General features: G+C 57.2%; 13 protein-coding genes and 1 pseudogene. 6 read left to right on the forward strand and 8 right to left on the reverse strand.

The annotated features are described in order from the left end of the window. Positions 1–419: 419 nt before the first annotated feature. Positions 420–1,232 carry a DUF1206 domain-containing protein gene (locus P3R82_RS08130; RefSeq protein ID WP_283193660.1) on the reverse strand — a complete coding sequence of 271 codons (813 nt, stop codon included), beginning with the start codon at positions 1,230–1,232 and terminating at the stop codon, positions 420–422. A 392-nt stretch (positions 1,233–1,624) separates the two neighbouring features. Here P3R82_RS08130 and P3R82_RS08135 point away from each other — a divergent pair, with 392 nt between their 5' ends. Both P3R82_RS08135 and P3R82_RS08140 read left to right on the forward strand, forming a co-directional pair. Next, positions 1,625–2,998, forward strand: a complete 1,374-nt coding sequence (locus P3R82_RS08135) for an ISNCY family transposase (RefSeq protein WP_283193661.1) — start codon at positions 1,625–1,627, stop codon at positions 2,996–2,998. A gap of 250 nt (positions 2,999–3,248) precedes the next feature. Continuing rightward, positions 3,249–4,262: an IS30 family transposase gene (locus tag P3R82_RS08140; protein WP_283193662.1), complete on the forward strand. Its 1,014-nt coding sequence runs from the start codon at positions 3,249–3,251 to the stop codon at positions 4,260–4,262. A gap of 379 nt (positions 4,263–4,641) precedes the next feature. On the opposite strand, the gene P3R82_RS08145 is transcribed toward P3R82_RS08140, so the two are convergent. The 3 genes from P3R82_RS08145 to P3R82_RS08155 all read right to left on the reverse strand — a co-directional run bounded on the left by P3R82_RS08145 (position 4,642) and on the right by P3R82_RS08155 (position 8,144). Beyond that, on the reverse strand, positions 4,642–5,958 hold the full coding sequence (locus P3R82_RS08145; protein WP_283193663.1) for a UDP-glucose/GDP-mannose dehydrogenase family protein: 1,317 nt from the start codon (positions 5,956–5,958) through the stop codon (positions 4,642–4,644). 86 nt (positions 5,959–6,044) lie between these two features. Then, the gene (locus P3R82_RS08150; RefSeq protein ID WP_112436884.1) at positions 6,045–6,968 is read right to left on the reverse strand and encodes a family 16 glycosylhydrolase; all 924 of its coding nucleotides are present in this window, start codon (positions 6,966–6,968) and stop codon (positions 6,045–6,047) included. Between the two features lie 27 nt (positions 6,969–6,995). Beyond that, positions 6,996–8,144, reverse strand: a complete 1,149-nt coding sequence (locus P3R82_RS08155; RefSeq protein WP_112436883.1) for a glycosyltransferase — start codon at positions 8,142–8,144, stop codon at positions 6,996–6,998. 335 nt (positions 8,145–8,479) lie between these two features. Here P3R82_RS08155 and P3R82_RS08160 point away from each other — a divergent pair, with 335 nt between their 5' ends. Beyond that, positions 8,480–9,505 carry a glycosyltransferase family 2 protein gene (locus P3R82_RS08160; RefSeq protein WP_113177167.1) on the forward strand — a complete coding sequence of 342 codons (1,026 nt, stop codon included), beginning with the start codon at positions 8,480–8,482 and terminating at the stop codon, positions 9,503–9,505. Positions 9,506–9,518: 13 nt separating this feature from the next. Here P3R82_RS08160 and P3R82_RS08165 read toward each other — a convergent pair whose 3' ends face one another. Together P3R82_RS08165 and P3R82_RS08170 are read right to left on the reverse strand one after the other, a co-directional pair. After that, positions 9,519–10,601, reverse strand: a complete 1,083-nt coding sequence (locus P3R82_RS08165; RefSeq protein WP_283193664.1) for a glycosyltransferase family 4 protein — start codon at positions 10,599–10,601, stop codon at positions 9,519–9,521. Between the two features lie 61 nt (positions 10,602–10,662). After that, a complete protein-coding gene (locus P3R82_RS08170; RefSeq protein WP_112436880.1) occupies positions 10,663–11,988 on the reverse strand; it encodes an NAD(P)-binding protein in 1,326 nt (441 codons plus the stop codon). 269 nt (positions 11,989–12,257) lie between these two features. Here P3R82_RS08170 and P3R82_RS08175 point away from each other — a divergent pair, with 269 nt between their 5' ends. From P3R82_RS08175 to P3R82_RS30265, 3 genes and pseudogenes are all read left to right on the forward strand, one after another. Continuing rightward, complete coding sequence (locus tag P3R82_RS08175) at positions 12,258–14,240, forward strand: hydrolase (RefSeq protein ID WP_283193665.1); 1,983 nt, start codon at positions 12,258–12,260, stop codon at positions 14,238–14,240. A gap of 148 nt (positions 14,241–14,388) precedes the next feature. Beyond that, positions 14,389–15,828 carry an oligosaccharide flippase family protein gene (locus tag P3R82_RS08180; RefSeq protein WP_112436879.1) on the forward strand — a complete coding sequence of 480 codons (1,440 nt, stop codon included), beginning with the start codon at positions 14,389–14,391 and terminating at the stop codon, positions 15,826–15,828. A gap of 239 nt (positions 15,829–16,067) precedes the next feature. Further along, a pseudogene (locus tag P3R82_RS30265) lies at positions 16,068–16,196 on the forward strand (helix-turn-helix domain-containing protein); the annotation flags it as partial. 592 nt (positions 16,197–16,788) lie between these two features. Here the strand turns inward: P3R82_RS30265 and P3R82_RS08190 are convergent. After that, complete coding sequence (locus tag P3R82_RS08190; protein WP_112436878.1) at positions 16,789–18,444, reverse strand: Wzz/FepE/Etk N-terminal domain-containing protein; 1,656 nt, start codon at positions 18,442–18,444, stop codon at positions 16,789–16,791. A gap of 10 nt (positions 18,445–18,454) precedes the next feature. Continuing rightward, positions 18,455–20,467: a glycosyltransferase gene (locus P3R82_RS08195; protein WP_112436877.1), complete on the reverse strand. Its 2,013-nt coding sequence runs from the start codon at positions 20,465–20,467 to the stop codon at positions 18,455–18,457. Positions 20,468–20,470: the final 3 nt, after the last annotated feature.

The following is a 20,470-nucleotide window of genomic DNA, read 5'->3' on the forward strand; positions in this document are numbered from 1 at the left end:
ATGGCAGCTCGTCCAAATCGCAGTTTCGCTCGGTTTTGAGCCGGGCTATCTGCGGACGGCGCGAGAGCTGGATCGTTTTTTTGATCGTTTGGCATCGTAATATTCCCTTGAACAATTCAGTACTCTAAAGCACTAGGGCACGATTTGTTCCTTGTCTCTCATTGTCGCCAGGGTGCGGTCAGGAAGCATGGCCACGTTCAAATTCGCGGGACGTGTCAGCAGGTTCCAGAGAAAGCTCGTTGGCGGCATGATCAAAAACGGCTCAGCCAAGAGTTCCCGGAGAAGAGGTTCAAGCAGATCGGAAACCATGGGGCAGGGACCAGAGGTGAGGGGACCCCTGCTCTGCTTCCATGGTTCTACCTTCCGACATCGCTAGTACCTATTCGACGAATTCTTCAGGGGCCTAAGCTTCGGATGCCTCAAACTGGCAGCGCGCGTTTGACATCACCAACCGATGGCCCTCGAACGATCCGGTATCGTGCCTCAACAAGGTTATATATGCCGAAAGCCGCCAAGCCAACTGCGACGACCACATAGACGATAGATCCGAACGGTAGCTGCCTCAGCCATGACAAGGCCTCGGAGATACTTCCAGCCTGCTCGGGATCCACTGTGAAGCCAGCATACGCGAATAGCACACCAGTGATCGCGAAGACGACGCCACGCGCCACCAGGCCATAGATGCAGACCATGCCGACGACACCTTTGGCATTCGGAAGCCGCAGGTACTTTTCGAATTTTCTAGTCAGGCCCTTCGCCGATGTCACCACGCCACCAACGATGAAGCCGATGCCGATCAAGATGGCGATATAAGATCCAAACGGCTGCGACATGACCCATTGGGCGAGGCCTTTCTCTCCTGAGCCCTCGCTACCGCTCGCTTTCGAAAACGCGTGGCCAAGCGCATAACCAGCCAGGCCGAGATAGGTGATAGCGCTGCCGAGCATGGCAATCCGGATGGCGATTGCCTTTCGATCGGTTCCGTGACCGTCACTGTCTGCTAGCGATTGCGCGAGGCGCCAAGCCACGAACCCGAGCAGACCAAGACCTATGAGGCCGACCCAGACCCGACCGAACGGTTGCTCGAGTAATGTGGAAACTGCTGATTTCGTGTCGGCCTTTCCTCCCGCTACTCCAGAGAGAAGGGCGAGCCCGGCAACGAGAAGGAAGACGATCCCGCGGGCGGCGTAGCCTGACCTGGCGAGAAGTTCGAAGTTGGGTTGGCGGGGCATGTGCGCGTCCTAATGGTGTTGTCTCTGAGGAAAACGCGCGATGTGGACAAAAGTTTTACGTGGCGTTGACGTTGGTCGGCTGTTCGAGAGCGATAAGGCGACGCGGGAATTCAACGGGACGCTGGTTATGGGGCCAAAAGTGGCGATTATGCTAGGGAGCTCAGTCGAGGATTTGGCTGGACGAATCCAATCAATCGTTCGCCCGTAGCTTGTCTCGTTGGACGCGACAACCAGCGACTAGGTCAGGACCAGGATGCCTGTAGCGGCGCGATCGAATTAGTTCCATAAGCTATCTTATGCGATCTTTTCATGTAGCCGCAAAGTTAGAATGTCCTAATTTGGCAAAGTTAGAGTGTCACACTCCCCGCGTTTGATAACGCGGAGACGAGCAGATGGGATTGATAGCGATGAGCGAGCGGGATCTGCGGCGGATCGAGGTTTTGTCGAAGGTGGCGGCTGGCCGTATGACGAGGGTGACGGCGGCGCATGTGCTTGACGTGAGCACGCGCCAGGTGCGCCGATTGTTGACCCGGATGAGCATTGGAGGAGCCGCATCGATCCGCCACAAGGCGATCGGACGTCCATCGAACAACCGGATCAGCGACGGCGTTCGGGATTACGCGGTGACGCTGGTCCGGGAAAGTTATGCAGACTTTGGCCCGACCCTCGCGTCAGAGATGCTGGCGGAGCGGGATGGATTGTGTGTGTCGCGCGAGACGTTGCGTCATTGGATGATCGATGCCGGCATCTGGTTGTCGCGCAAGCAGCGCCGGACCTTCCATCAGCCAAGATTGCGTCGCGAGGCTTATGGCGAACTGGTGCAGATTGATGGCTCCGACCATCGCTGGTTCGAAGATCGTGGCGATCCGTGTACGTTATTGGTGTTCATCGACGATGCGACCGGCAAGTTGATGCAATTGCGGTTTGTGCGATCGGAAAGTGCGTTTTCCTACTTTGAAGCGCTAGGGCTTTATTTGCGTGAGCACGGTGCCCCAATCGCGTTTTATTCAGACAAGCATTCGGTGTTCCGAGTGGCAAGGAAGGATGCCAAGGGCGGCCAGGCCATGACGCAGTTCGGGCGTGCGCTTTGCGAGCTAAACATCGAGATTCTCTGCGCAAATTCCAGCCAAGCCAAGGGTCGTGTCGAACGGATGAACCGGACATTGCAGGATCGCCTGGTCAAGGCGCTGCGACTGGCCAGGATCGATGACATGGAGACTGGCAACGCGTTTCTGGCGAGTTTCATGAGCCGGTATAATGCGCGATTTTCCATCGTCCCTGCCCGTTGCGATGATTTGCACCGGCCGCTGAATCTGGCGCCGGATCGATTGACCGAGATCCTATGTAAACGCGAGCAGCGTTACGTCGGAACACAGCTGACGTTTTCGTTTGAACGCAAGCGGATCATGTTGGCGGAGACCGACGTGACGCGTGGTCTGGTTGGCCATTATGTCGAGACCTATGCCTATGCGGATGGTCGCCTCGATGTACGCTGGAAAGGATACTCCCTACCCTATACGGTGTTCGACAAGGACCAGCGGGTAACGCATGCGGCAATTACCGAGAACAAGCGGCTCGGTGATATTCTGGCTTACGTCAAGGAGCGTCAGGACCAGCATGTGCCGCCGGTCGTCAAGACCAATAGCGAGAAGATCGGTTACCAGCCACGGGGTCGAAAGCCGGGACGGAGCACGGATTTCATGAATGATCCCGCGGTGATTGCGCGGCGCAAAAAGGCGCTGTTGAAGCAGGCAGCCGCGGAGTGAGCTGAAGGTCGAATAACCTCAAAGCTAAAGCCGAAGAGGTGTGTTTGCCACCCGCCCCGATCTGATCTTGCAAGCGGGATTAGCCGCTCCGATCGGGGCTGGTCGGTGTGCCGTGTAGCGACCAGTCGGACATTTCTACTTTGCATATCGGCGGACATTTCAACATGGCTGCCACATTTCATGTAGCCGGGGCAGATTCAATTTTCAAATGCAACGAGGACAATAATGGCCATGGTTTCAGGAGGATGGAATGGCCCGCTCTTTTGTGCAGTTGAGTTTGGATGAACGCCGCATCATCGCGCGGATGCATGAGAAGAAGATCAGTCAAGCGGAGATCGCGCGCGCCCTTCGCCGCGATCGCTCGACGATCTGCCGGGAACTGCGACGCAATTTCTGGCGTGATCGTGACGTTCCGATTGCCGAAGGATACTGGCACGTCACTGCACATGGGATGGCGGTCGACCGACGCCGCAAATACCGCAAGCTGCTGCGGGATCCTGGTCTGTGTGCCGCCGTGATAGATCGCTTGAAGGATGGCTGGTCTCCGGAACAGATTTCCGGGCGGCTGCGGCTTGCCGGTGGTGCCGCCACCCGGCTGAGCCATGAGACAATTTATCAGTACGTCTATTCGCAGGAAGGCCAGGATCAGCAATTGGCGCGTCACCTGCCTGAACGACGCCGCAGACGGCGGCCGAGATATGCACGCAAACCAAGAAACCTCGTATTTCCAATGGAATGCGCCATTCGCAACAGACCTGACATCATCAACTCCCGAAGTGAATTCGGTCACTGGGAAGCGGATCTGATGATCTTCAGAAAGGAGCATGGCGCCGCAAACATCGCCACCGTCGTGGAGCGCAAGAGCCGTTACACTCTGCTGTTTCGCAACAATGACCGGCGCTCGAAGCCGATCATGAACCAGTTGATCCGGCATCTCGCACCCCTGCCCGTCCAAGCCAGGCAAAGCCTGACATTCGATCGAGGACTGGAGTTCGTGTCATGGCGCGAGCTCGAGCACGGCATGGGAACGACCGCCTGGTTCTGCGACCCCCAGGCTCCCTGGCAGAAGGGCACGGTCGAGAACACAAACAAGCGTGTTCGACGATACCTGCCGCCAGAAACGGTCGTGCTGGATGTCAGCGATCAGGAGATCCGTTCCCTGTGTAACAGGCTGAATGACACGCCGCGCAAGTGCCTAGGATTTCAAACGCCAAGGGAGATGTTCAGCAGACCTCTATTGGATCTGGAAAGGCAATGTGAGTAGCTTACGAAGCAACGTTGCATTCAATCTGGAGTCAGCAATCGTACGTTAAATCAACAGCGAAGCCTGAGCCATTTGCACCGCTTTCTGACCTAAGCTCGCTTGCGGAGACCATAGACGTTGTTTCATCGCCTACGCCACGTGCAGCTTAAAAATTGTCGCCGAGTGAGCTGGAAGGAAGTTTCGCTTGAAAGCCGTCACATAGTAGACGAGAAAGGTAGTGTAATCGCGGACGAGGAAGTCACTGCTCTTTGTTTTTGAAACTCCGAGCCATTGAAGATTGCTACGCCAGTTGCGGCGATAACCATTTGTCCAACCACGATCCAATCACCATTTCGGAGATTGGCGTCGATTAGAAGAAACTTCCTGGAGTCAGGTTCTCTCATCCCCTGGCGGACTTTCTCCCAACCGGTTGATAGCTGAAGCCATGTCTCGTGACTTCGGCGATCGGATAGATGTTGCGCAGATCGACCAGCACCGGCGTCTTGACGAGCGTCTTTAGCCGCTTGAAGTCGAGTGCGCGGAACTCTTCCCATTCGGTGACCAGCACCAGCGCATCGGCGCCTTCAGCGATCTCATAAGGGTCGCTGCCGTAGACGACCGGGCCGAGCAGGTCTTTCGCCGCATCCATCCCCTCGGGATCATAGACGTGGACGGTGGCACCACCGTCGAGCAGCGCCTGGATGATGGTGATCGAGGGCGCATCGCGCATGTCGTCGGTATTCGGCTTGAAGGTGAGGCCGAGGATGGCGATCTTCTTGCCACGCACGTTGCCATCGCAGGCCGCGACCACCTTGCGGCCCATGGCGCGCTTGCGGTTGTCGTTGATGGCGACGGTGGTCTCGATCAGCCGCATCGGGCTGTCATGATCCTGCGCGGTCTTGACCAGCGCCAGCGTATCCTTGGGGAAGCACGAGCCGCCGTAGCCTGGACCGGCATGCAGGAACTTGTCGCCGATGCGCTTGTCCATGCCGATGCCCTTCGCGACCTTCTGCACGTCGGCGCCGATCTGCTCGCAGAGATCGGCGATCTCGTTGATGAAGGTGATCTTCATGGCGAGGAACGCGTTGGCGGCGTATTTGATCAGCTCGGAGGTGCGGCGCTCGCAGAAATAGAGCGGGGCTTCGTTGAGATAGAGCGGGCGGTAGACTTCGCGCATGACCTCGATGGCACGCGGCTCCTCGGTACCGAGCACGATGCGGTCGGGGCGCTTGAAGTCGGTGATGGCGGCACCTTCGCGCAGGAATTCCGGGTTCGACACGACCTCGATGTCCTTGTCGGGAAACTCTTCGCGGAAGATGCGCTCAAGCTCATCGCCAGTGCCGACGGGGACCGTCGACTTGGTGACAACGACGGTGAAGCCTTCGACGGATGCGGCGATTTCACGCGCGGCGGCATAGACGTAACTGAGGTCCGCATGACCATCGCCACGGCGCGAGGGCGTGCCGACCGCGATGAAGACGACGTCGGCGGCGGCCACGGGGGCGGCGAGATCCTTGGAGAAATCCAGGCGTCCGGCGGCGCGGTTCTGTGCGATGATGGTGTCGAGGCCGGGTTCGAAGATCGGTACCTGGCCTGCTTCTAGCGCGTCGATCTTGGCGGCCGACTTGTCGACGCAGGTGATATGATGGCCGAAATCCGCGAGGCAGGCCCCCGAGACGAGGCCGACATAGCCCGAGCCGATCATCACAATACGCATTCGACCTCACAATTCCGGGGCGATGAAGCGCCCCAACTTAGCAACGAGTTAAACTGTCAATTGAATTGGGCAATCGCCTTCTGCCCTCAGGTATAGACCCTAAAATAGTCCACGCGCATATGCGTCAACTTATCCTCGTCCCGCAAAGGTTGTGGAAACGGCACGTCGGTTCTCAACGCAAGCGTCAAAAGGGGCCAGAACACGTCAAACTCATCGTCCAGCCGTTCGGACCGTGTGATCGGCCAGTTCGCAACTTGCCCCGTCTTAGTATCCACCACTGGTTTGCGATTGAAGTACGGGACGCACCGTGTGTCATCGACGAGCATGCCGTAGAGGCAATAGCCCGCCGTCATGTCGACTGACGTCTCAACGCCCGTGCTTCTGCTACTTGCGTCCGGGCCTCCCCATTCATGAAGATATGTCCCATAAACAGTCGGCTCCCATCCCTTGTGCTCCACGACATCGAGCTCAATACTGGTTTTGGGCTCCAGGATACTGCGACCGTTCAGCAACCAGAATGCCGGCCAGGTTAGGGGATGACGCGGAAACAACATTCGGGCCTCGAAGTAACCCTTCCGCCAGCCTTTTAGAACCACCCCATCCTTGCGTGCGGATTGGAGGCTTCCGGAAATCCACTGAAATTCGGGCAGAGAGTTCCCATAATACTTGCGCACGTCCATCGGACGGCCAATGTATTTGGCGGCTATCTGCAGTGCCTTGCCGTCTTCGGCAGCATCGTCATCGACAATCGAATATGGATTGAACCCTTCCTCTCCGTGTCGGGTCGCAAAGGCCGAGCGGCCATAGAATCCGGTGCCGTCTGTGGTTGCTTTCGGCCCGGCGTTCCAGATTGACCAGTCGAGCGAATTGAATCGATCCTCGAACACGATGTTCCTGGATGCCGTCGGGTCATTTGTCGTTGCCGCTTCGGATGAAAAGCCTCCACACGGCATCGCTAGCAAGGTGGATGCACCTTGAAGAAACCGACGTCGATCGAATAGTTGCATCATGTGCGCGCCCCGTTCCAACGGTTGTTTCTATGCAAGCTCCTGGACAGCCGAACGAAGCGCCTGCGCGTGAATTTCAACCACGCGTTCCGGGCTGTATCTTTCGATGAAGGCTTTCCGGAAATCAGAATGCGCCTTTTCGCTCGCTATGTTGTCGCAGTAATAGATCATTGCCTCGACCAACGTCGCGCCACCATCCAACGCGACGAGCCGGCCAAGACGACTGTCCACTAGGATATCGCTAGGCCCAAAGTCGCAGTCCGTGGATACGACCGGCAAGCCGAAACGCAATGCCTCGCATATAGCAAGCGACCAGCCCTCCCATCGCGATGTCGAGACGTAAACATCGCTTGTCGCAAGAGCGGGCTCAGGGCTGCTAGGATAGTGCTCGATACGGACAACCTCATCCAACCCGAGCTTTGAGATCTCAGCGCGCAGACTGGCTTCCTCGCTGCCGTATCCGACGACCTTCAGTCTGACGTTTGGACGAACCTTGACGAGCCTCGAGAACGCATGGAGGAGAATGTCCTGGCCCTTTTGAAAGGCAAAACGCCCCACATTGACGAATGTGACCACGTCGGACGACTGGTCGGAAGCTGATCCATTGTCAAGATCAAAAGACCGCACCGGATTAGGCACCCACACTTGTGGTGTTTTGCTGTTGAACATCTCCTTGAAAGACTCCAACTGCCTCGGAGAGGTGCCAAAAACATATGACACTCGAGACAGGAAATAGGTCCGCATCAAAAAGAACAGCACCTTTGCCTTGAAATGGGCCGCCTCGCGCTTCGGATTCCCGTGCAGATGCACGGCAAACCGGCGCTTCAGGCCTAGGCAAGCCGCCATGCACATGACGGTCGGCTCGATTTGCGGGACAACGACGAGGCTGTAATCTGTCGCCTTGATGACGCTCCTGAATGTCCGGATCAATTCGATCCTGCTACGCGCGACCCGGTCGATACTGCGATAGCCGCGTGCTTCGGTGGGGCGGTTTTTATGGACTGATGTGTAAAGGACATCAACCTCGAAATCATCCGGATATCGGTCCGCCAGCATCGCGCAGACGGCATCGACCACCCGCTCTATGCCGGCAAACGCGCTCGTTCCAGGCTGGATATAAAGGATTTTAAGGCGGCGCTTCGGTTTATCGCGCACGCTTGACCCAACCTGAATGTTCATTCGTCCTCCGGGCCAATACTTGGCTAAACACGAGCCGCCGGCACAGGCAGATGGCTTTCACAAAGGGTTTTCACTCGACAGTTGTCGCCGAGACCATCTCAACGTTCGGCAGGCACTTGCTGTGATCGTCGCCACCTCGGCGGCGGCGTTGAACGCCGTGCCAAAGACCGACGATGATGGTTATAATGCAGCCTCGGCATTACTCGGATGTGACAGTTTTATAGACAATACTATCTCAATAAAGATGCCGTGGCTGAGGCGTTATTTTCTAGACGTCTTGCACTGCACTTGTTATGCTGCTTTGCAACATAATCTGTGCGGAGAAGGTTTGCAAGATGTTAAAGTCTCAGCCCCTGCTAAGCGTCATCATTACTTGCTATAACTACGAAACGTACATCGATGAATGCATTCAAAGTGTTCTCTCTCAGGACTATGATAATCTAGAAGTAATTGTTGTTGATGACGGGTCGACCGACGGCTCTTGGAGTAAGATCCAGAAATATGGTGACCGGATCACCGCCATTCGAGGCGAAAACAGTGGCCCGCTTAAGGCGTGTAGAAGTGGCTTGTCACGATCGCATGGCGCCTTCATCTATTTCCTTGATGCCGATGATGCTTTGTGCGAAGGCGCACTGACGGAACTAGAACCCTATCTACGATCTGACGTCTCCAAGATTCAGTTCATGCTACTGCCCGTCGACAAAGACGGGAAGGCCATTGGCAATCCGTTTCCTGAACTGCGTAGATCGGCCAACTCCCAGCAACTTATCCAGTCCATTCGACAAAAGGGTCACTACAATACGCCGCCGACATCCGGAAACGTCTATCGTCGGGATGTCTATGACGGGTTGGGCGAGATGACGTATGAGCGGGCGATCGACGGGGTACCCTATCTTCTGGCGCCCTTCGTCGGAGAAGTCATCTCCATCGACCATCCGCTTGGCCGATACAGAATCCACAACGCTAACCTCTCGTCCTTTTCCGACATCAGTTCCAAACGCATGAAAGCATATGTCGAGCGTTTTATGGGTCGCCTCCACCATCTGGCCGAGCTCGTGGAAGCAAGGAGCGCCACGGCCGCCAAAGTCAACGTGCGTAACGACTATGCCTACGTCACGGAATTGAACACGATGAGTCTGGTCGTCGATGGGAAAAGACCCAGCGTTGGGCAGATCTCGGCGCATATCGGCGCGGTCGTGCGCGAAAATTCTGGCATGAAGCGGGTTGCACTATGCCTATTCGCAGTTGGACTGTTCGCACTTCCAAATGTTCTGGCGAAGCGCCTGGCCGCCGTCAGAATCGATCCTTCCCGCGCGCGTCGGATGCGCTCGCGCCTCAAGCACGTCTTTTCGCTCGCTTGACTTCAACCTACGGTTAGCTTGCCATCGCTGGGGAGGCCGCCGAGGGCGCCCTTGCCTCGTTATAGACCTCAAGTGTTTCCCTGGCGACACGTTCAATCGTCAGATGCTCTATTCTGAACTGGCTTTTCTGGCGCCATTCGGACAGGCGACTGGGAGCTTCCAACAAATGTCGAAGCATGTCGGCAAGGGCGGCCGGATCACGCGGTGGTACCAGAAGACCGGCTTTGCCATGTTCCAACAGCTGTGGAATTCCATCGACAGACGAACCGACGACAGCGCAGCCGGCCTCGCGCGCTTCCGACAGGACGAGAGGGGCCGGATCGGCGTGCGACGGCAAAACGAAGATGTCGGCGCCCAGCATGTAGGGATAGGGATCGGTGGTCGAGCCAACGAACGTGATGTCGCGCGCACTGTCCAACGCCGCGGCTCTGGCTTTGTATTCCTCGCGTAGCGGGCCGTCGCCAACGATGTAAAGGCGGGCATCCGAGTACGATTTGTGGACGACTTCAAAAGCATCGAGAAGATCGGGTAGGCCCTTGCGCGGGTGGAGGCCACCAACGAATAGGATGCTTGGGGAGCGCAGTGGTTTCGGCTCCTCGCTGCGGCCCGTCGACCGGCTCGATCCGATTGTGCCGTTTAGCACGACCTTCAACTTTGAGGGACGCACACCTCGTCGTTGCATCGAGGCGCCAACGACGTCGCTAACAGCAATGACGCGGGTGCCAAGTCCCATCAGCGTTGCGCTTTTCTCGAACTCATTGTGAACAGTGGTAATCAGCGGAACACCCCGCAACTTGCAGATCGGGAACGCGATCACTGCGCTTGTCATCATATGCGCGTGGACAACATCGACGTCATATCTGCCAATCGCACGATGCAAACCAAAAAGCGCCCTTAAAAGATGCGGAATTTTCCGCTGATGTGGGATGTAGATTGTCTTGACACCGTTTGCCTTTAGCAGGCTGTCAAAGTCGCCACCCTCGCTCGCCATGAAGACCTCATGCCCAAGCTTTACTTGCGCACATGCGAGGTCGACTGCGGCATGGACATGCCCGTTCTGGCGCCGCGTGTGATTGAGAACATGTAAAATCCGCATGGTCGACCTCGTGTGACACTCTACTGAGACCCTGATCCGATCTCCGTTGATCGTAGCAATCTCATTGCGATGAGACGGCATTTTCAACGTCCAACGTCGAGACCCGGGCCGTCGGCTGATAGTTGAAGCCGCCCTGGCGGCCGATCGATTCCACGCCGAAGGCTTTCAATCTCGAGATCGCCCGGGCAGCGTCCTGCGCGGCACCTTTAGCGTAGATCGGATAGGCGTTGGCGAGCGTATGGCTTCCTTCGAGCTTGAGATCGCCGAGGAACAGTCGATTGGCATTGGCGTGCCGGCGAAAATCTGCTTCGGCCTCTTCGCACGAATCGACTTGGCCGGCGATGACCTCGACTGCAAAATACTCACGACCATCGACGCGACCGTAAAAGTCTGAGTAGACCGTCAAACGCTTCCATGCACCCTCGTGTGAGAAATTGTAGATGATCGCCTGGGAAAAGCCCTTGTCGCCGGAAAAGCTGAAGTAGAGCGTAATCAGTGTGATCGTCTTCAATCCCGAGGTTTGAACGTTGCCGCATATGCGTTCGGCAACGCTAATCGGAACCGTCGACACGACTCGCTCGGCAACAAGCGTTTCTCCCTTGTGCACCAGTTCATAGCCCGTGGATGCCCGGCTGAGGTGGAGGGCCTCAGCCGATAGTGTGAACACCACACCACGACCTTCGAGCTTGCATCGAGCGAGGCTGTAAAGCGCTTCGAAGCCTTCTCGTGGCCGCGCCATTTGACGATTCTTTGGACCGCTTGCCTTTTTGCGTTTCAAAAATCGACGGCTCAGATTGATGATCGAGGCATATTCGGAGATCCAAAGCATGCGTTTTCGTGCGAGATCAAGGTCGATCTCTTCAGCGGCAATACCATAGAATCGCTGCATGTAAGTCCCCAGTCCGGATCGGTGTAGCAAGTAAGCGCCGATCCAGTAGCGTGCGAAGTCACGCGCGTTTTCCATGCGGCGGCGAAACAGGCGCGCATAAAGGACAGAAGCGAAAATACGCACTACGCCGAGAGGCCCGGCTGCTAGAATGTCGTCGCGTATCGAAATTGGATAAAGCGTGATTTTCCCCTGCGGATTTAGTCTCCCCCAGCTCGGCTTGATGTGTACGTAGCGTTCAAGGAGCTCGGGAAAGTGTCGGAGCAATGGAGAATCGTCTTGAAATATCAGGCTCCCGACATCAAAGGTGTAGCCCGCCCGCGACGACCAATCCATGTGGTTTCCGCCCACATGGGAGTACTCGTCGACAACGGCAACCCGCTTGCCTTCCCCTGAAAAAATCGCCGCGGCAACCAGGCCTGAAATGCCGGCGCCGAGCACGATGACGTCAAAATGCTGCACTGCGGACATGCGTGAGGGTTGATGGCTCACATCATCCATTGTTCACCCCCGAACTGCTATCACTCACGAAAGTGATACAGTATAATTCAATTGAAAAAGCGTCGTTATATCAATCGATACGACGACCAAAGAATAGATAGGTAAATAAATTTTGCAACTATTCTGCACTGCAAAATAAATAATTTTTGCACTTGATGGAATTAAAATAATGCTGCAGAATTTTTGCAATTGCGAATTCACTGATCCAGTCCTTGTTGCAGCGCATCCACAGCAACAGTACTGTCCAATGACAGGAACGGGGCCGATCGATGGCAAAGGGTTATTCGGTGCCACGGCAAAGCCTCGCCCATCTGCTGCAAGCACCCCTGGACGGTATCGACTTGATATCGACAGATGTGTTCGACACCCTCCTCTTGCGGCAGCCTCGATCCCAAAGATCGCGCTTGATACAAGCCGAGAAGCTCTTTTCAGGAGTGCTGCGAGATGAGGGATTTCACATCAGCCCAGATCATCTGTTTCGCACGCGCCAACTTGCCGAGCGCTTTGGTTACCGCGCGCTCAATATCGGTGGCGGGGCCGGAGAAGTTCGGCTTGTCGATATCCTCAAACGTCAGTTCGCAATTCTCGGCCTGCCGGAGCGCTTCATCGAGAAGCGCATCGCGATCGAGGTGGCGATCGAAAAGCGCTCACTGTCGGCAAACCAGATGCTTGCCCGAGTGCTGCGCCTTCATCGCCGGACCGGCATTCGCATTGTTGCAGTCTCGGACACGGCACTGCCAAAGCGCCAACTGTCGGAACTGATCAATCATTTCCACGGGCCCGGTCTGATCGACGATATCTACTCGAGCGCCGAGGTCGGGGAAAGCAAGCGTTTTGGTCATCTCTTTTCGCATGTCCTCCTGACGGAAGGCATTGCGGCATCACGTCTTTTGCATCTCGGAGACGATCTTCTTGCCGACTGCACGGTCCCAAGAACCATGGGTATCCACACGCTGCATCTTCCTAAAGGACGCCTTAGGCGCCTCGCCACGCAAGCCGACGGTGCCAGGTCACAAGCAGCCCGTGGCGTTCGCAATACCGTCATCAAGCCTGCCCGCGTGCCACATCTCGCAGATCGGGAAGGCTTCGGCCGAGACGTCTTCGGTCCTGTTGTCGCGCAGTTTTGCTTCTATATCTGGCTCTACGCCCGACAGGCGGAGATGAAAGGCGATGCGGCTCTCCTGTTTTGTGCGCGCGGCGGTATCGGCATCCGCGCAGCCTTCGAGAAGCTGGTCGCCAAACTTGATCTCCCGATTGCAATCCGACGTGAGAATATTCTCATTTCACGCCTGATTGCCGCGCGATCAGCGCTCATCCAGCAAAGCCCCACAGTTCTTGATGAGTTGGCACGTGAATTCAAGAAGAACACATTTGCCGAGGTAGCCGACGCCCTTGGTGGCGCAACCTACAGACTGTCCGACGCCTGGCAACGACCCTTTGATCCAGCCCAGTTCTACGGGTTGCTGGAGACCACCGAAGGCGGCCGCGTGCTTGCTGATATCGCGCAGCAGAACGCGCTCTTCGAGCGCCATCTGGCGCAGATTGCCGGCGATGCCAAACGCATCATTCTCTGTGACACCGGTCTCTATGGAAGCACCCAGCGTCTCGTCGCAGCTGGGCTCCCCCAGCGCAAATTTGAAACGATCCAGTTCGCGCGGTGCAACTACAAAGGCCTCAGCGAAGATCACTTCTCGCGCGTTACGGGTTTGGTCGTTGAAGAAGACCTCTATAACCCGCTACGGATCGAGACGGTGATTTTGCGTTACTGGCAGATCATCGAGAGCCTGTTCGAACCAGCAATCCCTTCGGTTCGCCATCTTAGCGAGTCGGACGACGGATCCGTTCATAGCAACGCCGGTCCGATCGCCTATGGGCAGCTTGATCCAGCGCAGGTCAACCCCTTGCTTACGGGTGTCTTTCAATACATCGATCGTGTCGAAAGCGGTGCAAGGGTCATGTCGGATGCAGACCGCGCTTGGCGGAGACTTAAGAGGGCAATCACCAAGCCTGACGCGTTCGACATTATAGCACTGGGCGTGGGCGCGCGATCCGTCGATTTCGGACGTGCCGACAATGTCCACGTTCTCGAGAAATCGAACGCACCCAATCTGGCCAACAAGCTGACGGAGATCAAGTCACAGCTGTGGCGGGAAGGTGCGATCGTTCGAGACTTTCCGTTGCTCAAGAGCGCGTTGCTCCCAGCCCTGGAGATGGTCCACATTATCAGGCAGGTGTCTGCACGGCTCAAATAGCCGCGCCAAGACACTGTCCACAGCAAGTCAGATTTCAGCACAGTGATTAAGTTACCCGGCATGGGGGCCTTTCAAGATTGCATGGCCCCGCACAATCACAGCTTTACAGCCTGGCGCAGTGAACGAGCGCTTGAACTTGGAGTAAGAGATGCTTGCGGTAAAGACGATCAAGGGAGCCGGATGGCTGGTCTTTTCCCGCTTTCTCGGACGCATCATCGACTTTTTCACCCTGCTGGTCCTCGCCCGTGTGCTGACGCCGGGCGACTTTGGCCTGGCGGCGATCGCCACATCGCTCGTCGTGGTCGTTGATACGGTGCTTGAGGTTCCTGTAACGCAGGCCCTCGTTCGGCTCCCGACAATCAACAAATCCCACCTTGATACCGGTTTTACCGTAGGCGTGATGAGAGGTGTCGTTATCGGAGCGATAGTCCTGGCGATCGCGTGGCCTTATTCCTGGATCAATCACGACAGCCATCTCGTGCTGCTTGTCGCTGTGCTAAGCCTCGGCCCGATATCCAGGGGGCTGGCCAGCCCAGCAATGGTGAACTTCGCACGGGAGCTGGGATTTCGTCAGACGTTCATTCTGGAATCATCGGGCAAGTTGACCGCCGCGCTCGTTGCTGTCTTCGTTGTCCTTGCCGGTGGAGCGTACTGGGCAATCGTCGCCAATTTCGTTGTCGCCTCGCTTGCATCAACAATCGTGTCCTACGTCCTCGCGCCCTACCGTCCCGCCTTCTCGCTCGCGCGTCTTCCCGACTTCGCCGGCTTTATCGGCTGGTTTTCCTCGGCACAGCTGATTTCTGCATTGAACTGGCAGTTCGATCGATTTCTTGTGGGAGCGCTGGCAGATCGTCCGACCCTCGGTCGCTATGCGGTTGCAAGCGATGTCGCGGTGATCCCAACGCAAAGTCTGATTGGCCCGGCTCTTCAGCCCGTCATGGCTGCTTTTTCGCAAATCAATACCGATCGCGTCCGCGTAAGGCAGGCCTTTTTGAAGGCCACGCGCATCGCGATGATGGTATCGGCCCCCGCCTGCGTGGGCATATCGCTGACAGCAGATCTCGCGACCGATATCCTGCTTGGCGCGAAATGGGAGCATGCAGCACCCCTCCTCAGCCTGCTGGCGTTGGCCGTTGCGCCAATCCCCTATGTTCAGACACTCTCGTCAGTGAGCATCGCGCTGGATCGGCCGCAAATCATCTTTCGGCTGAACGCTATAGACCTCACCTTTCGCGTGCTGCTGATCTCGATAGGCTTCTACCTGGCTTCCGTCACTGGCGTCAGCGTGGCCAGGATCGCCTTGTCCTCGCTCATGTTTGCCTTCTACCTTGCTGAAGCGCGCCGGCTGCTCGACGTTTCCTTTGCAGCCCAACTCCTCAATATTTGGAAGGTGGTGGTTGCGGTGGCTCTCATGGCTGTGGCCGTGTGGCTTTTACGAGAAGAGCTTGCCGGAAGAAATTTTCCGCACGTCGTGGAGCTTGGGATCGCTATAGCCGCCGGTGCAGCCACCTATGCCGCAGGGCTCCTGCTCCTTGGGGTTAGGGTGGCGGCAGGTCGCGGCCGGTTGGCGCTCTACGACAGATATTAAGGTACTGCTCAGCAGGCCTCCGCCGTCAATGGGGGCGAAAAAGCACTGCCAAACCCCAAATTGCGCGAGGCAGTAACCCGGCCTGAGGCGCTTATCAAAGCGGGACCAGCTTAGAGTTGTCAGTACCGGAGCAATACTCCCCATTCGTGCCGTTTCATCTTCCCCAGGTGCTGCGGCCGCTGGTCTTCCGGGGCGCGCGCCGGAAGACCAGCGGCGCGTCATCGCCGATACTCCTTCCGATGGTCGGAAGGGGGACATTGGTGATCAAGCTGAGGGGGACGATCATGATCCTGGATCTGCATCAGCAGGGGCTGACGGTGTCGGCTATTTCCAGGGAAACAGGCATTGATCGCAAGACTGTGCGCAAATAGATTGAACGAGGCCTTGAGGCTCCGGCTTATGGACCGAGAAAGCCTCGCGCGACAGTTATCGATCCGTTCGCTTCATCGGACTGATTGGCATAGTCTTCTATGCTGGCTGGTTCTCCAGGTGAGGCGACGGAAGCGCGAAAATCATGCATAGGCGGATGATGGTCGGATCAAGGGCGACATCAACTTCCCGACCGCATACTTCAATCGCAAAGGTCATTTTTCCGAGCGCAACAAAAACGCAAGGCTAGTTCATATAACGCGTTGACCTGACGCATTGCTTTGAGCTCGCGTCGATCTGTATGCCCTACATCAAGGAGACGCGCGGAGACAACGACCTGGCCGAGTTTGGATTGGCGCCATTCGACGGGCACCTTCACCGTCGTTTTTGATGGTCGCTCGGTGACACCATCCTCCCCCCGGCTCGGGCGGAGGTCGGCATCGGTGCCGTCATGGCGCCGGTCTATACCGCAATGCAGCAGCGTTCGCATGCCACAATGACCCGACATGGATTTGGGTGCTCAGTCGCTCGCTGTCGCGTGACCTGAGACAGTCTCAGTCGTCCGGCCGCAGGAAAACCACTAGCCTTAGCCTATCCACGCGTACGGTTGATCACCGTTCCAATAACATTTGCTCCTGCACGGCGCAGCAACTGAACCGATTCCGATATCTCCTCGATCGTCGTGTGCCCGGCGCGGGCAACGACAAGAACAGCATCGGCATAGCTTGCCAAGGCAAGCGCATCCATCGAGTGGCGCAGCGGCGGCAAGTCGAGCAGAACATCACCTCGAGACCGCGCCACTTCAAATATGCGCCGAACACGAGGATTTCGAAAGTCGGTGAACAGATTGGCGTTGGCGTCTCGCGAGTGGATTGGCAACACCGCAACGCCACTGACTTCCTCAAACGACAATTGCTCCGGCATAAGCCCAGCAAAGGCCGCCCCGGCCAAGGAAAGAGCCGGGCCATGGTCCTCAACTGCGTGGAGATCGGCGCCATCCGAAGCCTTGAAAAGCGTAACCTGCCGACCGCCCCGACTGATCAACTGCGCGACACTGGCACATAACGTTGACACCCCGGCACCCGGGGTCCAACCAACAATGGCGATTACGATGCTTTTTTCGTTCCGCAGGCTCGTGCACGCGATTTCAATGGATGTACGTAGATCTCGAATTGCGGCGACGTACTTCTGTTGCTGAGGGCTTGTAATATGCCAGGGAACGCCTTCTGCCCCGGGCACGTCAGGGATAGATCCCAAACAGCGAAGATCGACTTCGTGCGCCAGTTCTTTAGCGCTGCGCACGCGCCGATCAAGTGCCATGCGCAGGACCACCACGCCGGAACCGAACAAAAGTCCGACAACGGCGCCAAGCGCCATGATAAGTGATCTGCGGGGCGCCGACGGTCCAAGCGGCGGCAAGGCTGCACCGATAATGCGGGCGTCGGCGTCAGGAGTTGCGATCGCCGGCAGGGTGCCGAGGTGCATCGCTTCGCGCGCTGCATCGGACTGCCGAGCAAGCGAATCCAGCCGCCCTTGTAGGGCCTCGGTGCCCGCGCGAGCAATCTGTTCCTTGAATGCCACGGTCTGGTAGATGTACCCCGAAATCGTCGCATTGGCGACGCGCGCCGGTAGCTTCGGGTCGGAAGAGGAATAGTCGATCTGGATTACGAAGGACTGACCGACGCGCCGCGCGTTCAGCCGTGAAAAGAACTTCAGAAAGGCTGCCCGGTCCGCATCATTGTCAAGCTCATCGGTGGCACTGGTTGCACCTGACGCGGTGCCGGTGGTGTCGGCCACGGTATCTGCCGGTCTGGGCCCGAGTAGGTCGAACAACCGCGCGATGAAGCCTGGCTGCTTGCCAGCAAGCTCCGGATCGCTTTTCATGTTCAGGCTCTCAAAAACCGCCGACAGAAGACGCTCGGACTTTATGGTCTGAAGCTCGCTGTCGGCACGATTGAGATCAAGCGTCTGCTGAGCGCCAAATTCCCCCGAAGAAATCACCGATTGACGGGGCTCGAGCAGCAGTGTCGCGGTCGCCTGGTATGTGGGTGGTAAAGAGTAGGCGTAGAGCGCGGAAACGGCCAGGCCGACCGCGCAGCAAATCGCAAGCGTGGCCTTGTGGCGGGCGGCAAGTTCGATAAGAGCGCGCAAAAGCGCGATTGGCCCATCGCCAGCCACGTTGGCTTGCGCCTCATTTTCCCGCCAGAACCTCGATGTGACGTCAATTGGGCGAGGTCTGTTGAACATTGTTCTGCTCCTAGCGTTCATATGGCTTGGCGGCTGGTCGAGGTGTCTCGATCGCTGCAGCGCGTTCCGGCTCAAGGCGCCCTCGTAGGGCGTCAAATGCAGCCAACAGATTGCCGCGGACCCGGCCGCGTCGGTCAATGAATGGCTCGGGCCAGAAGGCTCCGATAAAATTGCTCGCGGTATTGCGGAAGATTTGACCGACGACTTTGGGCAGGCTCATCGTGCCTTTGGTCAGCATGTAAAGCGGGTTGATCACCTGCGAATAGCCAAGCCGGTCGCCACTCACACGCCCGCCTTTTACACCCATATGAACGCCGAAGGATCGCCCCGATTTGACGAGCCGGCCACCGCGCTTGGCAAGAGCAGCGGCGAAGTCGCGATCCTCCAGCCAGCCGTAGAGAACCAAGCGCTCATCGAACCTGAGATCTCCGATGGCCCTGAACCGGAAGGCCATGTTGCAACCATACGGACTGAACCGCTCCTGCCACGTTGCGTCCGATCGTCCTGCCTCGACCAGGTCCACCGCCTGCTGAAACGAAATTCCAGGTCCCTTGATCCCATCCGCGATGACGTTGCCTGTGTAGCCGACAATCTGGTGTTCGTCGCGAAAAGTCTGGATCGCAGCCGCAAGCCAGCCTCCATCGGCGACAAAATCGTCATCGAAGAAGGCAACGATTTCGGTATATGGCGCTACATGCCGCAAAGCCGTGTTGCGCTGCGCGGCAAGACCTGGAGGCCCAGTGATGATCGTCACGTCCGGATGGTCGCTGAGGTCTCCGGCATCGGCCACGTCTACACCGGAGACAATGATCTTATCGGGCGCCACGGTTTGCGTCGCGAGAAATCGACGAACGCTAGCGGCCACGACATCGGGACGCCCGCGCGTCGCGAAGATGACGCTTACACGTGGCAGGCTTGGATCAACGGTCTTGTGCGCGCGGATTTCGGCCTTCGGATTGTCCAGCAGGTCGACATATCCGCGCGCAGAGGTCTCCCATGAAAACTGACGTCGCTGTTCGTGACCAGCACCCACGAGATCGCAACGTAGCTGCTCTGAGGACGCAAGGGCTTTGATCTGCTCGATCCACTCGCGAGGCTCGAACGGAGACGCCGCGAGCGCGGCTTTTCCATAGACTTCGGGCATGCTCGCACTGTGTGACGAGATGACAGGACAGGATCTGGCCATCGCCTCCACGATCGGAAGCCCAAAGCCTTCCGCTAGGGAAGGAAACGCTAGACACAAGGCACGGTCCAGCAAGTAAGCCAAATCATCATCGGAGACACGTCCGAGGAAGTACACATTGCTGCGATGCCGCAAGGTTTGTTGAGCAAATATGCCGTCACCTCCGCCGGCGATGACGACATCAAGGCCCATCTCGTCGAGGGCTTCCGCAATGTCGATCAGAAGAGAAAGGTTCTTATGGATCGCGCGCGACCCAAGCGCCAGAACGAACGGTCGCATTGTCGATCTCGTCGCCAGAAATGTCGGCGCTGCCCGTGCTAGCGAAGGATCCCAACGAAGCGCATGCTCGTGTCCGTTTGGTAGAACCGCGATCTCTGACACGCGAACCGGTAGATATCGGGCCAGCTGTCGCGCCGCAGCGTGCGACACCGTGGCGACGCGAAGTGAACGCCGAACCAGGAGTGGTTGAAGCGTGTGATACAACGCGCGAAACGACCGGCTGTAGCTTTGCGGTGCTGCGAAAATGTTGGCATCATGGATGCAGACAAGCTGATCGCCCTTAAAAGCCGGGGCCGTGTTGCAAAGGTTCAAAAGCGTGCGGTTGCTGCTTAACAATGGCAACTCGACTTGCTCCCAAGCATGACCGGTTAATCGCCCGCGTGTCTCCGATCGTAGTCGTTGCAAAGGGAGTTCGCCGGAAGGCTGCGGCGCGATCAGGACGGCGTGCTCGGCGCCGGCAAGCGTGTCCATCGCAGTGACGATGTTTCGGGCGTAACGCTGGACACCCGTGAGCTCCTGGGTGAGGAAGCGACCATTGACCGCGACGTCTGTTACGCTCATGCA

Origin of the sequence: Rhizobium sp. AN80A, assembly GCF_030053015.1 — a bacterium.
Lineage (GTDB): Bacteria > Pseudomonadota > Alphaproteobacteria > Rhizobiales > Rhizobiaceae > Rhizobium > Rhizobium metallidurans.